This window comes from Pseudomonas sp. A014 (assembly GCF_052378495.1).
In the GTDB taxonomy this organism is placed as follows: Bacteria; Pseudomonadota; Gammaproteobacteria; order Pseudomonadales; family Pseudomonadaceae; genus Aquipseudomonas; species Aquipseudomonas machongensis.
This window is the reverse complement of sequence record NZ_CP199001.1, coordinates 523010-535768: the sequence shown is the minus strand read 5'-3', so window position 1 is coordinate 535768 and position 12759 is coordinate 523010. Positions and strand designations below refer to the sequence as shown.

The following is a 12759-nucleotide window of genomic DNA, read 5'->3' as shown; positions in this document are numbered from 1 at the left end:
CTTAGAACTCCAGTCCGCCTTCACGAGCAGCATCGGCCAGCGCCCTGACGCGACCATGGTACTTGAAGCCGGAACGGTCAAAGGCAACTTGAGATACACCGGCGGCTTTCGCACGCTCAGCTACCAGCTTGCCAACCTTAGTGGCCGCGTCGATGTTGCCGGTGGCGCCATCACGCAGTTCTTTGTCCAAGGTCGAGGCGCTTGCCAGAACCTTGCTGCCGTCGGCCGAAATGACCTGGGCATAGATGTGCTGCGAGGAGCGGAACACGCACAGACGCACGGCTTCTAGCTCGTGCATTTTCAGGCGTGCTTTGCGAGCGCGACGCAGTCGAATAACTTTTTTGTCGGTCATTTGCTAGGCCCTACTTCTTCTTGGCTTCTTTACGACGGACTACTTCGTCCGCGTAACGCACACCCTTGCCTTTGTAAGGCTCTGGCGGACGGAAGTCGCGGATTTCAGCGGCCACCTGACCCACCAGCTGCTTGTCGATACCCTTGATCAGGATGTCGGTCTGGCTTGGGGTTTCAGCGGTGATACCGGCTGGCAGTTCGTAGTCCACTGGATGCGAGAAGCCCAGAGCCAGGTTCAGGATGGTGCCCTTGGCCTGTGCCTTGTAACCAACACCGACCAGCTGGAGCTTGCGCTCGAAGCCTTGGCTTACGCCCTGGACCATGTTGTTCACCAGAGCACGGGTGGTACCGGCCATGGCACGAGCTTGCTGGTCACCGTTGCGAGCGACGAAGCGCAGCTCGCCGGACTCTTCGGTAACTTCAACAGACGAGTGAACGTTCAGTTCGAGAGTGCCCTTGGCACCCTTCACCGAAAGCTGCTGGCCGGCGAATTTGACTTCGACACCGGATGGCAGCTTAACGGGGTTCTTAGCGACGCGAGACATGCCTATCTCCCCTTAGAACACTGTGCACAGAACTTCGCCACCGACACCGGCAGCGCGCGCAGCGCGATCAGTCATCACACCTTTGTTGGTGGAGACGATAGACACGCCCAGACCGCCACGTACTTTCGGCAGGTCGGAGACGGACTTGTACTGGCGCAGGCCTGGACGGCTGGAGCGCTTCAGTTCCTCGATGACCGGACGGCCTTCGAAGTACTTCAGTTCGATCGACAGGGAAGGCTTGGCTTCGCCACTGACCTGGTAGCCAGCGATGTAACCTTCGTCCTTCAGAACTTTGGCAACCGCGACCTTCAGAGTGGAGGAAGGCATGCTTACGACGGACTTTTCAGCCATCTGGGCATTACGGATGCGAGTTAGCATGTCCGCTAACGGGTCCTGCATACTCATGGGCTAGATGCTCCTGATACAAGAATTATTAGCCTTGCGGCTATCACAACCACCTGACCGCCCCGGGCAAAAAACCCAGGCTCAGGTGAGCCGGTCATTCTAGACACAAGACAGAAACGAAACAAGCCCCACGAGGGGGCTTGTTTGTTGGCGATGTCACCGGCGGTCGGAAGATTGCTCCCCCTACGCCGGGATCACACCTGCAGCGATTACCAGGAGGCCTTGACCAGACCTGGTACGTCACCGCGCATTGCAGCTTGACGCAGCATGTTACGGCCCAGGCCGAACTTACGGTAAACACCGTGAGGACGACCGGTCAGGCGGCAACGGTTGCGCAGACGCGAAGCGCTGGCATCACGAGGCTGCTTCTGCAGAGCGACAACGGCAGCGAAACGCTCTTCTGGAGAGGCGTTCAGGTTGACGATGGTCGCTTTCAGCTCGGCACGCTTTTTGGCGTACTTGGCTACCGTGAGCTGACGCTTCAGCTCGCGGTTTTTCATGCTCTTCTTGGCCATTTTCCTACTCCAATCAGTTGCGGAACGGGAACTTGAATGCACGCAGCAGAGCGCGGCCTTCGTCGTCCGAACGAGCAGTGGTGGTCAGGGTGATGTCCAAACCGCGCAGAGCATCGATCTTGTCGTAGTCGATTTCCGGGAAGATGATCTGCTCTTTCACGCCCATGCTGTAGTTGCCACGACCATCGAAGGACTTGGCATTCAGGCCGCGGAAGTCGCGAACCCGAGGCAGGGAGATCGCCAGCAGGCGGTCCAGGAATTCGTACATCTTGTCGCTACGCAGGGTCACCTTGACGCCGATCGGCCAGCCTTCACGGACTTTGAAGCCCGCGATGGATTTACGAGCGAAAGTCACGACCGGCTTTTGACCGGTGATCTTTTCCAGGTCGGCAACTGCATGCTCGATGACTTTCTTGTCGCCGATCGCTTCGCCCAGACCCATGTTCAGGGTGATCTTGGTAACGCGCGGAACTTCCATCACGTTCGACAGCTTAAGTTCTTCCTTAAGCTTGGGAGCGATTTCGTTCCGGTAAATCTCTTTCAGTCGTGCCATGGTCTTCTACCTAGCAGTGTTCAAGCATCAACCGCTTTTTGGGTCGACTTGAAGACACGAATTTTCTTACCGTCTTCTACTTTGAAACCAACGCGGTCAGCCTTGTTGGTTTCGCCATTGAAGATGGCCACGTTGGAAGCGTGCAGAGGCGCTTCTTTCTCGACGATACCGCCCTGAACGCCTGCCATCGGGTTCGGCTTGGTATGACGCTTGACCAGGTTGACACCACCGATGACCAGACGGTCATCAGCGAGAACCTTCAGCACCTTACCGCGCTTACCCTTGTCTTTGCCGGCGATCACGATGATCTCGTCGTCACGACGAATCTTTTGCATGTCGGATCTCCTTACAGCACTTCAGGGGCGAGCGAGACGATCTTCATGAACTTCTCGTTACGAAGTTCACGGGTCACTGGCCCGAAGATGCGGGTACCGATCGGCTCTTGCTTGTTGTTCAGCAGAACAGCAGCGTTGCCGTCGAAACGAATGATGGAACCGTCAGCGCGACGTACACCGTGACGGGTACGGACGACAACAGCGGTCATCACCTGGCCTTTCTTGACCTTACCGCGAGGAATCGCTTCCTTGACGGTAACTTTGATGATGTCACCGATGCCGGCGTAACGGCGGTGCGAACCGCCGAGCACCTTGATGCACATGACGCGACGAGCGCCGCTGTTATCGGCCACATCGAGCATGGATTGAGTCTGAATCATAAAATTTCTCCGACCCCTAGCCCTTAGACTTCAACAGCGCGTTCGAGGACTTCAACCAGTGCCCAGGACTTGGTCTTGGCCAGCGGACGAGTTTCGGTAATCGAAACCTTGTCGCCGATCTTGCACTGGTTGGTTTCGTCGTGCGCGTGCAGCTTAGTCGAACGCTTAACGTATTTACCGTAGATCGGGTGCTTAACGCGACGCTCGATCAGAACGGTGATGGTCTTGTCCATTTTGTCGCTGACGACACGGCCAGTCAGCGTACGGACGGTTTTTTCAGCTTCAGCCATGATCACTTACCTGCCTGCTGGTTGAGCACAGTTTTCACGCGAGCGATGTCACGCTTAACTTGCGAGAGCAGGTGCGACTGCCCCAACTGGCCAGTTGCTTTCTGCATACGCAGATTGAACTGGTCGCGCAGCAAGCCGAGCAGTTGCTCATTCAGTTGCTGTGCCGATTTTTCACGAAGTTCATTCGCTTTCATCACATCACCGTCCGCTTAACAAAGGAGGTGGCGAGAGGCAGCTTTGCAGCAGCCAGGGCGAAAGCTTCGCGCGCCAGCTCTTCAGAAACACCCTCGATCTCGTACAGGACTTTGCCTGGCTGGATCTGGGCAACCCAGTACTCCACGGAACCCTTACCTTTACCCATACGAACCTCGAGAGGCTTCTTGGTAACCGGCTTGTCCGGGAATACACGGATCCAGATCTTGCCGCCACGTTTTACGTGACGGGTCAGCGCACGACGCGCCGACTCGATCTGGCGGGCGGTGAGACGACCGCGAGCGACAGCTTTCAGAGCGAACTCGCCGAAGCTGACCTTGCTACCGCGCAGTGCCAGACCACGGTTGTGGCCGGTCATCTGCTTGCGGAATTTTGTACGCTTTGGTTGCAACATTTGGCGTACCCCTTACTTAGCAGCTTTTTTACGAGGCGCTGGTGCTTGCGGCTTCAGCTCTTCCTGGCGACCACCAATTACTTCGCCTTTGAAGATCCAAACCTTCACACCGATCACACCATAGGTGGTGTGAGCTTCGTAGGTGTTGTAGTCGATATCGGCACGCAGGGTGTGCAGAGGCACACGACCTTCGCGATACCACTCAGTACGGGCGATCTCGGCACCGCCGAGACGACCGCTCACCTGGATCTTGATGCCTTTGGCACCAATACGCATGGCGTTCTGTACGGCGCGCTTCATGGCGCGACGGAACATAACGCGGCGCTCCAGCTGCTGGGCAACGCTTTGCGCAACCAGCATGGCGTCGAGTTCCGGCTTGCGGATCTCTTCGATGTTGATGTGCACAGGCACACCCATCTGCTTGGTCAGGTCCTGACGCAGCTTCTCTACATCCTCACCCTTCTTGCCGATAACGATACCGGGACGAGCGGTGTGGATGGTGATGCGTGCAGTTTGAGCCGGACGATGAATATCGATACGGCTTACGGACGCGCTTTTTAGTTTGTCTTGGAGGTACTCACGCGTTTTCAGATCCTTCAACAGGTAATCTGCGTAAGTAGCACCGTCTGCGTACCAGACGGAGGTGTGCTCCTTGACGATTCCCAGGCGAATGCCAGTGGGATGTACTTTCTGACCCATCTGATCGACTCCGTTACTTGTCCGCAACCTTGACAGTGATATGGCAAGACCGCTTGACGATGCGATCAGCGCGGCCTTTGGCTCGCGGCATGATGCGCTTCAGCGAACGCCCTTCGTTGACGAAAACGGTGCTGACCTTCAGGTCATCAACGTCTGCGCCTTCGTTGTGTTCGGCGTTGGCAACGGCCGACTCGAGGACTTTCTTCATGATTTCAGCGGCTTTTTTGCTGCTGAAGGCCAACAGGTTGAGCGCTTCGCCCACCTTCTTCCCGCGGATCTGGTCGGCGACCAAGCGGGCTTTCTGGGCGGAGATTCGAGCGCCCGACAACTTAGCGGCTACTTCCATTTCCTTACCCCTTAACGCTTGGCTTTCTTGTCAGCCACGTGCCCGCGATAGGTGCGGGTACCGGCGAACTCGCCCAGTTTGTGGCCGACCATGTCTTCGTTCACGAGAACTGGGACGTGTTGGCGACCGTTGTGTACCGCGATGGTCAGACCGACCATTTGTGGCAGGATCATCGAACGGCGCGACCAGGTTTTCACTGGCTTGCGATCGTTCTTCTCCACCGCCACTTCGATCTTCTTCAGCAGGTGAAGATCGATAAAAGGACCTTTTTTCAGAGAACGTGGCACTGTCGTATCCCTCTAGTTACTTGCGACGACGGACGATCATGTTGTCGGTACGCTTATTACCACGGGTTTTCGCACCCTTGGTTGGGAAGCCCCATGGCGATACCGGATGACGACCACCGGAGGTACGACCTTCACCACCACCATGTGGGTGGTCAACCGGGTTCATGGCAACACCACGAACGGTTGGGCGAACGCCGCGCCAGCGTTTGGCACCAGCTTTACCCAGCGAACGCAGGCTGTGCTCGGAGTTCGAGACTTCACCCAGGGTCGCACGGCATTCAGCCAGTACTTTGCGCATCTCACCGGAGCGCAGACGCAGAGTCACGTAGGCACCTTCACGAGCGATCAGCTGAGCCGAAGCACCAGCGGAACGAGCGATCTGTGCACCTTTACCCGGCTTCAGTTCGATGCCGTGAATGGTGCTACCTACCGGGATGTTGCGCAGTTGCAGGGAGTTACCGGCCTTGATTGGGGCCAGGGCACCTGCGATCAGCTGGTCGCCAGCGCTCACGCCTTTAGGGGCGATGATGTAGCGACGCTCGCCGTCTGCGTAGCACAGCAGGGCGATGTGAGCAGTACGGTTTGGATCGTATTCCACGCGCTCGACAGTGGCTGGAATGCCATCTTTGTCGTTGCGACGGAAGTCGACCAGACGGTAATGCTGCTTGTGACCACCACCAACGTGACGAGTGGTAATGCGGCCATTGTTGTTACGACCACCAGACTTCGATTTCTTCTCGAGCAGCGGTGCGTGAGGAGCGCCTTTGTGCAGCTCCTTGTTGACCACCTTGACCACGAAACGGCGGCCAGGGGAAGTCGGTTTGCATTTAACGATTGCCATGATGCACCCCTTCCTTACTCAGCACTGCTGCTGAAATCGAGATCTTGGCCTGGCTGAAGGGAGACGATCGCCTTCTTCCAGTCATTACGCTTGCCCAGACCACGTGCGGTACGCTTGGTTTTACCCAGGACGTTGACAGTCGACACGTTTTCAACTTTTACGTTGAACAGGCCTTCGACAGCTTTCTTGATTTCCAGCTTGGTTGCATCGGTAGCAACCTTGAATACGAACTGGCCTTTTTTCTCAGCCAGAACGGTAGCCTTCTCGGAAACGTGCGGGCCAAGGAGGACTTTGAATACGCGTTCCTGGTTCATCCCAGCAGCTCCTCGAATTTCTTCACGGCGGAGACAGTGATCAACACTTTCTCGTAGGCGATCAGGCTGACCGGGTCGGAACCCTGGACGTCACGTACGTCGACGTGCGGCAGGTTACGAGCAGCCAGGTACAGATTCTGATCAACTGCGTCCGAAACGATCAGTACGTCGTTCAGGCCCATGCCGTTCAGCTTGTTCAGCAGGTCTTTGGTTTTCGGCGCTTCGACAGCGAAGTCCTGAACCACGACCAGACGATCGCTACGCACCAGCTCGGAGAGGATGGAGCGCAGTGCTGCGCGGTACATCTTCTTGTTGAGCTTCTGCGAGTGATCCTGAGGGCGAGCTGCGAAGGTGACACCACCGCCACGCCAGATCGGACCACGAGTGGTACCGGCACGAGCACGGCCAGTACCCTTCTGACGCCATGGGCGCTTACCGCCACCGGCTACGTCAGAGCGGGTCTTCTGCTGCTTGGTGCCCTGACGGCCGCCGGCCATGTAGGCCACGACTGCTTGGTGTACCAGCGTCTCGTTGAATTCGCCACCGAAAGTCAGTTCGGAAACTTCGATCGCCTGAGCGTCATTTACATTGAGTTGCATGTCAGTTTCCCCTTAACCGCGAGCCTTGACAGCCGGACGCACAACCACGTCGCCGCCAGTAGCGCCTGGAACGGCACCCTTGATCAGCAGCAGGTTGCGTTCAGCGTCTACGCGTACTACTTCCAGGGACTGTACAGTCACGCGCTCAGCGCCCATGTGACCGGACATCTTCTTGCCCTTGAATACACGACCAGGAGTCTGGCACTGGCCGATGGAGCCAGGGACACGGTGCGATACGGAGTTACCGTGGGTGTTGTCCTGACCACGGAAGTTCCAACGCTTGATGGTACCGGCGAAGCCTTTACCTTTGGACTGACCGGTTACGTCTACCAGCTGGCCTGCAGTGAAGAGTTCAGCTTTGATCAGATCGCCAGCCTGGAAATCGCCTTCTTCAAGACGGAACTCCCAGACACCGCGACCAGCGGCAACGTTAGCCTTGGCGAAGTGACCTGCCTGAGCGGCAGTCACGCGCGAAGCACGACGCTCGCCGACAGTGACTTGCACTGCACGGTAGCCATCGGTTTCTTCAGTTTTGAACTGGGTGACACGATTCGGCTCGATCTCGATGACCGTGACCGGAATGGAGACACCTTCTTCGGTGAAAATGCGGGTCATACCGCACTTGCGACCGACTACACCAATAGTCATGTTGTAAACCTCATGAGTGTACGGGGCTTTCACCCGCTATGGCCGCCCATTTCAGAGCGTTACACGACTCAGACCGAAGTCTTAGCCGAGGCTGATCTGCACTTCCACACCTGCCGCGAGATCAAGCTTCATCAGCGCATCAACGGTTTTATCCGTTGGCTGGACGATGTCCAGAACGCGCTTATGAGTGCGAATCTCGTACTGGTCACGCGCGTCTTTGTTGACGTGCGGGGAGACCAGAACGGTGAAACGCTCTTTGCGGGTAGGCAGTGGAATTGGACCACGCACTTGTGCACCAGTACGTTTCGCGGTTTCCACGATTTCCTGGGTGGATTGGTCGATCAGGCGATGGTCGAAAGCCTTCAACCTGATACGGATTTGCTGATTTTGCATTGGATTTCAGACTCCAGGCTGTTCCCAACGGACGCACTACGCCCGCTAAAAGGAGGCGTGATTCTATAGACGCCCCTATTTAGTGTCAACCCAATAAAAAAAACCCCCGCTAAGCGGGGGTTTTTTCAATCGGTCGAGTGATTACTCGATGATTTTGGCTACGACGCCGGCGCCGACGGTACGACCGCCTTCACGGATGGCGAAGCGCAGACCGTCTTCCATTGCGATGGTCTTGATCAGGGTGACAGTCATCTGAATGTTGTCACCTGGCATTACCATTTCAACGCCTTCCGGCAGTTCGCAGTTACCGGTCACGTCAGTGGTACGGAAGTAGAACTGAGGACGGTAGCCTTTGAAGAACGGAGTGTGACGACCGCCTTCTTCCTTCGACAGAACGTAGACTTCTGCGGTGAACTTGGTGTGCGGCTTGACCGAACCTGGCTTGACCAGAACCTGGCCACGCTCAACGTCGTCACGCTTGGTACCACGCAGCAGAACGCCGCAGTTCTCGCCAGCACGACCTTCGTCCAGCAGCTTGCGGAACATCTCAACACCGGTGCAGGTGGTGGTGGTGGTGTCACGCAGACCAACGATTTCCAGCGGATCCTGAACGCGAACGATGCCACGCTCGATACGGCCGGTAACAACGGTACCACGACCCGAGATCGAGAATACGTCTTCGATCGGCATCAGGAACGGCTGGTCGACGGCACGAACTGGCTCAGGGATGTAGGCATCCAGAGTTTCTACCAGCTTCTTGACAGCGGTAGTACCCATTTCGTTGTCGTCTTTGCCTTCCAGCGCCATACGAGCCGAACCGATGATGATCGGAGTGTCGTCGCCTGGGAAGTCGTAGGTGGACAGCAGGTCGCGAACTTCCATCTCGACCAGTTCCAGCAGCTCAGCGTCGTCTACCAGGTCAGCCTTGTTCAGGAAGACCACGATGTACGGAACGCCTACCTGACGGGACAGCAGGATGTGCTCACGGGTTTGTGGCATCGGACCATCGGCAGCCGAGCAAACCAGGATCGCGCCGTCCATCTGGGCAGCACCGGTGATCATGTTCTTCACGTAGTCAGCGTGACCTGGGCAGTCAACGTGAGCGTAGTGACGAATGTTCGAGTTGTACTCGACGTGAGCGGTGTTGATGGTGATACCGCGCGCTTTTTCTTCCGGAGCCGAGTCGATCTTGTCGAACTCAACGACTGCCGAACCGAAAACTTCGGAGCAGACGCGAGTCAGAGCTGCGGTCAGAGTGGTCTTACCGTGGTCAACGTGGCCGATAGTGCCGACGTTAACGTGGGGAAGGGAACGATCAAATTTTTCTTTAGCCACGACAGTGAACCTCTTGCCTAAAGGGGATTAGCCTTGTTTTTTAACGAGTGCTTCGACGATGTTCGACGGAGCTTCGGCGTATTTGGAGAATTCCATGGAGTAGCTTGCGCGACCCTGAGACATGGAACGAACGTCGGTCGCGTAACCGAACATCTCTCCGAGCGGTACCTCAGCAGTGATTACCTTGCCGGACACCGAGTCTTCATTACCCTGGATCATCCCGCGACGACGGCTCAGGTCACCCATCACGTCACCCAGGTAGTCTTCCGGGGTTACAACTTCGACCTTCATGATCGGCTCAAGCACCACGCCACCGCCCTTCTGGGCCAGCTGCTTGGTCGCCATCGAAGCGGCGATTTTGAACGCCATTTCGTTGGAGTCGACGTCGTGGTACGAACCGTCGAATACCGTAGCCTTCAGGCCGAGCAGCGGATAGCCGGCAACAACGCCGTTTTTCATCTGCTCTTCGATACCCTTCTGGATCGGGGCGATGAATTCCTTAGGAATCACACCACCAACGACTTCGTTGGTGAACACCAGACCTTCGGTGATGTTGCCTTTCTCGTCCACGTCCGGCTCCGAGAAACGGATCCAGCAGTGACCGAACTGACCACGACCACCCGACTGACGAACGAACTTGCCTTCGATCTCGACGTTGGACTTGGTGATCTTCTCGCGGTACGAAACCTGCGGCTTGCCGACGTTGCACTCGACGTTGAACTCGCGCTTCATGCGGTCAACGAGGATGTCCAGGTGCAGCTCACCCATACCGGAGATGATGGTCTGGCCGGTTTCTTCGTCGGTCTTGACGCGGAACGACGGGTCTTCCTGGGCCAGCTTGCCCAGAGCGATACCCATCTTCTCCTGGTCAGCCTTGGTTTTCGGCTCTACGGAGAGCGAAATTACCGGCTCAGGGAAGTCCATACGCTCGAGGATGATCGGCTTGTCGGCGTTGCACAGGGTGTCACCGGTGGTGACGTCCTTCATGCCGATCAGAGCAGCGATGTCGCCAGCGCGTACTTCTTTGATCTCTTCACGCTGGTTGGCGTGCATCTGCACCATACGACCAACGCGCTCTTTCTTGCCTTTGACCGAGTTGATGACGGAGTCACCGGAGGTCAGGAAGCCCGAGTAGACGCGGACGAAGGTCAGAGTACCCACGAACGGGTCGGTGGCAATCTTGAACGCCAGGGCCGAGAACGGCTCGTTGTCGTCAGCAGGACGCTCGTCGTACTGCTCTGGAGTGACTTCATCCTTCGGCACGTCGATCAGATCAGGGTGGATACCCTTGATCGCAGGGATCTCGGTTGGCGCAGGCAGGAAGTCAATGACGGCGTCGAGAACCAGGGGAACGCCCTTGTTCTTGAACGAGGAACCGCAGACAGCAGGAACGATCTCGCTCGCCAGGGTACGGGCGCGCAGACCAGCCTTGATGTCTTCGACGGACAGGTCACCTTCTTCGAGGTACTTGTTCATCAGCTCTTCGTTGGCCTCGGCAGCAGCCTCGACCATATTGCTGCGCCATTCGTTGGCCAGGTCCACCAGCTCGGCAGGAATCTCTTCCTCGCGATAGGTGGTGCCTTTGTCGTCATCGTTCCAGTAGATGGCCTTCATCTTGATCAGGTCAACCTGACCCTGGAAGTCATCTTCAGCACCGATGGCCAGCTGGACCGGAACCGGGGTGTGACCCAGGCGGTTCTTGATCTGACCGACAACGCGCAGGAAGTTGGCACCGGCACGGTCCATCTTGTTCACGTAGACAACACGTGGAACGCCGTACTTGTTGGCCTGACGCCATACGGTTTCGGACTGAGGCTCAACGCCGGAAGTACCGCAGAACACGACGACCGCGCCGTCGAGTACACGCAGCGAACGCTCTACTTCAATGGTGAAGTCAACGTGGCCGGGGGTATCGATGACGTTTACGCGGTAGTTGTCGTACTGACCACGGGAGCCTTTCCAGAAGGTGGTAACGGCAGCGGAGGTAATGGTGATACCGCGCTCCTGCTCCTGCACCATCCAGTCGGTGGTCGCGGCGCCATCATGCACCTCGCCCATCTTGTGGCTCAGACCTGTGTAGAACAGGATCCGCTCGGTAGTGGTGGTCTTGCCCGCGTCAACGTGGGCACAGATACCAATGTTACGGTAGCGGTTAATTGCTGTAGTACGAGCCATAAAGCCCTCGCAAAATGATTGATGCTTGAATTAGAAGCGGTAGTGCGAGAACGCTTTGTTGGCTTCGGCCATACGGTGCACGTCTTCACGCTTCTTGACTGCAGCACCCTTGCCTTCGGCAGCATCCAGCAGTTCGCCGGCCAGGCGCAGGGCCATCGACTTCTCGCCGCGCTTGCGGGCGTAGTCTACGAGCCAGCGCATTGCCAGAGCGTTACGACGGGATGGACGAACTTCAACCGGAACCTGGTAAGTGGCACCGCCGACACGACGGGACTTTACTTCGACCAGCGGAGCGATGGCGTCGAGAGCTTTCTCGAAGATTTCCAGGGGGTCGCTGTTCTTGCGTGCTTTGACGGTATCCAGGGCACCGTAAACGATGCGCTCGGCTACGGCCTTCTTGCCGCTTTCCATCACGTGGTTCATGAACTTGGCGAGGATCTGAGATCCGTATTTCGGATCGTCAAGGATCTCACGTTTTGCTGCTACACGACGTCTTGGCATGATAAGCCCTCAAACGGTCTTCAGGTTAGCCCGGGACGCGGGTCTTCGACCCCTGCCCGACCTTACTCTTATCGACTCAAATAAATGGATGTCTGCAAACGACCGATTACTTCGGACGCTTGGTACCGTACTTCGAACGGCCCTGGTTACGGCCTTTGACGCCCGAAGTATCCAGAGAGCCGCGAACGGTGTGGTAACGAACACCTGGCAAGTCTTTTACACGGCCGCCACGGATCAGGACGACGCTGTGCTCTTGCAGGTTGTGGCCTTCACCGCCGATGTACGAGGAAACCTCGAAACCGTTGGTCAGACGCACACGGCATACTTTACGCAGTGCCGAGTTAGGTTTTTTCGGCGTGGTGGTGTACACACGGGTGCACACGCCACGACGCTGCGGGCAGTTCTGCAGCGCAGGAACGTCGGACTTCTCGACCGAACGCTTGCGCGGCTGACGTACCAGCTGGTTGATAGTTGCCATCTACTAGCTCCACTGATTGTCTTGCGACTCTATTGTCTTGCAAGAAAGCCAAAAATTGGCGAGACGGAGCCTCACCAAATTTAAGGGTACAAAAGTCTAAAGAGGATCTTGCACCCAGTCAAGACAAGGCCCCGACCCTTCCTGCCCGATCATCGGCAACAA

General features: G+C 56.8%; 22 protein-coding genes. All 22 read right to left on the bottom strand.

Annotated features, from left to right (window positions below):
- Window position 1: 1 nt before the first annotated feature.
- Complete coding sequence (gene rplR / locus ACTYOL_RS02550; RefSeq protein ID WP_444757492.1) at window positions 2-352, bottom strand: 50S ribosomal protein L18; 351 nt, start codon at window positions 350-352, stop codon at window positions 2-4.
- Between the two features lie 10 nt (window positions 353-362).
- Window positions 363-896 carry a 50S ribosomal protein L6 gene (rplF, locus tag ACTYOL_RS02545; RefSeq protein ID WP_027594874.1) on the bottom strand — a complete coding sequence of 178 codons (534 nt, stop codon included), beginning with the start codon at window positions 894-896 and terminating at the stop codon, window positions 363-365.
- A 12-nt stretch (window positions 897-908) separates the two neighbouring features.
- Window positions 909-1301: a 30S ribosomal protein S8 gene (gene rpsH, locus ACTYOL_RS02540; RefSeq protein ID WP_023382627.1), complete on the bottom strand. Its 393-nt coding sequence runs from the start codon at window positions 1299-1301 to the stop codon at window positions 909-911.
- A gap of 209 nt (window positions 1302-1510) precedes the next feature.
- Window positions 1511-1816 (bottom strand): 30S ribosomal protein S14, encoded by a 306-nt coding sequence (gene rpsN, locus ACTYOL_RS02535; RefSeq protein WP_013970638.1) that lies wholly within the window; start codon window positions 1814-1816, stop codon window positions 1511-1513.
- A 13-nt stretch (window positions 1817-1829) separates the two neighbouring features.
- Complete coding sequence (gene rplE, locus ACTYOL_RS02530) at window positions 1830-2369, bottom strand: 50S ribosomal protein L5 (protein WP_003255474.1); 540 nt, start codon at window positions 2367-2369, stop codon at window positions 1830-1832.
- Between the two features lie 20 nt (window positions 2370-2389).
- Window positions 2390-2704, bottom strand: a complete 315-nt coding sequence (gene rplX / locus ACTYOL_RS02525; RefSeq protein ID WP_003255476.1) for a 50S ribosomal protein L24 — start codon at window positions 2702-2704, stop codon at window positions 2390-2392.
- 11 nt (window positions 2705-2715) lie between these two features.
- Window positions 2716-3084: a 50S ribosomal protein L14 gene (gene rplN, locus ACTYOL_RS02520; protein ID WP_011063774.1), complete on the bottom strand. Its 369-nt coding sequence runs from the start codon at window positions 3082-3084 to the stop codon at window positions 2716-2718.
- A 23-nt stretch (window positions 3085-3107) separates the two neighbouring features.
- Entirely contained in the window at window positions 3108-3374 is a 267-nt protein-coding gene (gene rpsQ, locus ACTYOL_RS02515; protein ID WP_023534981.1) for a 30S ribosomal protein S17, read from the bottom strand.
- A 2-nt stretch (window positions 3375-3376) separates the two neighbouring features.
- Window positions 3377-3568, bottom strand: coding sequence for a 50S ribosomal protein L29 (rpmC, locus tag ACTYOL_RS02510; RefSeq protein WP_002555481.1), 192 nt, complete (start codon window positions 3566-3568; stop codon window positions 3377-3379).
- Window positions 3568-3981, bottom strand: coding sequence for a 50S ribosomal protein L16 (gene rplP, locus ACTYOL_RS02505; RefSeq protein WP_009397508.1), 414 nt, complete (start codon window positions 3979-3981; stop codon window positions 3568-3570). The genes rpmC and rplP overlap by 1 nt, the downstream gene beginning before the upstream one ends.
- Before the next feature lie 12 nt (window positions 3982-3993).
- Entirely contained in the window at window positions 3994-4680 is a 687-nt protein-coding gene (rpsC, locus tag ACTYOL_RS02500) for a 30S ribosomal protein S3 (protein WP_003255481.1), read from the bottom strand.
- A 13-nt stretch (window positions 4681-4693) separates the two neighbouring features.
- Window positions 4694-5026 (bottom strand): 50S ribosomal protein L22, encoded by a 333-nt coding sequence (gene rplV / locus ACTYOL_RS02495; protein ID WP_003103908.1) that lies wholly within the window; start codon window positions 5024-5026, stop codon window positions 4694-4696.
- Window positions 5027-5037: 11 nt separating this feature from the next.
- Window positions 5038-5313, bottom strand: coding sequence for a 30S ribosomal protein S19 (gene rpsS / locus ACTYOL_RS02490; protein WP_010486981.1), 276 nt, complete (start codon window positions 5311-5313; stop codon window positions 5038-5040).
- A gap of 16 nt (window positions 5314-5329) precedes the next feature.
- On the bottom strand, window positions 5330-6154 hold the full coding sequence (gene rplB / locus ACTYOL_RS02485; RefSeq protein WP_029614573.1) for a 50S ribosomal protein L2: 825 nt from the start codon (window positions 6152-6154) through the stop codon (window positions 5330-5332).
- A gap of 14 nt (window positions 6155-6168) precedes the next feature.
- The gene (gene rplW, locus ACTYOL_RS02480; RefSeq protein WP_003255484.1) at window positions 6169-6468 is read right to left on the bottom strand and encodes a 50S ribosomal protein L23; all 300 of its coding nucleotides are present in this window, start codon (window positions 6466-6468) and stop codon (window positions 6169-6171) included.
- Complete coding sequence (gene rplD / locus ACTYOL_RS02475) at window positions 6465-7067, bottom strand: 50S ribosomal protein L4 (RefSeq protein WP_009397517.1); 603 nt, start codon at window positions 7065-7067, stop codon at window positions 6465-6467. The genes rplW and rplD overlap by 4 nt, the downstream gene beginning before the upstream one ends.
- Before the next feature lie 12 nt (window positions 7068-7079).
- Window positions 7080-7715, bottom strand: coding sequence for a 50S ribosomal protein L3 (gene rplC / locus ACTYOL_RS02470; protein ID WP_054893562.1), 636 nt, complete (start codon window positions 7713-7715; stop codon window positions 7080-7082).
- Window positions 7716-7796: 81 nt separating this feature from the next.
- Window positions 7797-8108 carry a 30S ribosomal protein S10 gene (rpsJ, locus tag ACTYOL_RS02465; protein ID WP_003186070.1) on the bottom strand — a complete coding sequence of 104 codons (312 nt, stop codon included), beginning with the start codon at window positions 8106-8108 and terminating at the stop codon, window positions 7797-7799.
- Window positions 8109-8249: 141 nt separating this feature from the next.
- Window positions 8250-9443, bottom strand: a complete 1194-nt coding sequence (gene tuf / locus ACTYOL_RS02460) for an elongation factor Tu (RefSeq protein WP_013970626.1) — start codon at window positions 9441-9443, stop codon at window positions 8250-8252.
- 27 nt (window positions 9444-9470) lie between these two features.
- Complete coding sequence (fusA, locus tag ACTYOL_RS02455) at window positions 9471-11618, bottom strand: elongation factor G (protein WP_054893561.1); 2148 nt, start codon at window positions 11616-11618, stop codon at window positions 9471-9473.
- A gap of 30 nt (window positions 11619-11648) precedes the next feature.
- Window positions 11649-12119 (bottom strand): 30S ribosomal protein S7, encoded by a 471-nt coding sequence (gene rpsG, locus ACTYOL_RS02450; protein WP_003246741.1) that lies wholly within the window; start codon window positions 12117-12119, stop codon window positions 11649-11651.
- Window positions 12120-12225: 106 nt separating this feature from the next.
- Window positions 12226-12597, bottom strand: a complete 372-nt coding sequence (gene rpsL, locus ACTYOL_RS02445) for a 30S ribosomal protein S12 (RefSeq protein ID WP_003255492.1) — start codon at window positions 12595-12597, stop codon at window positions 12226-12228.
- Between the last annotated feature and the right edge of the window lie 162 nt (window positions 12598-12759).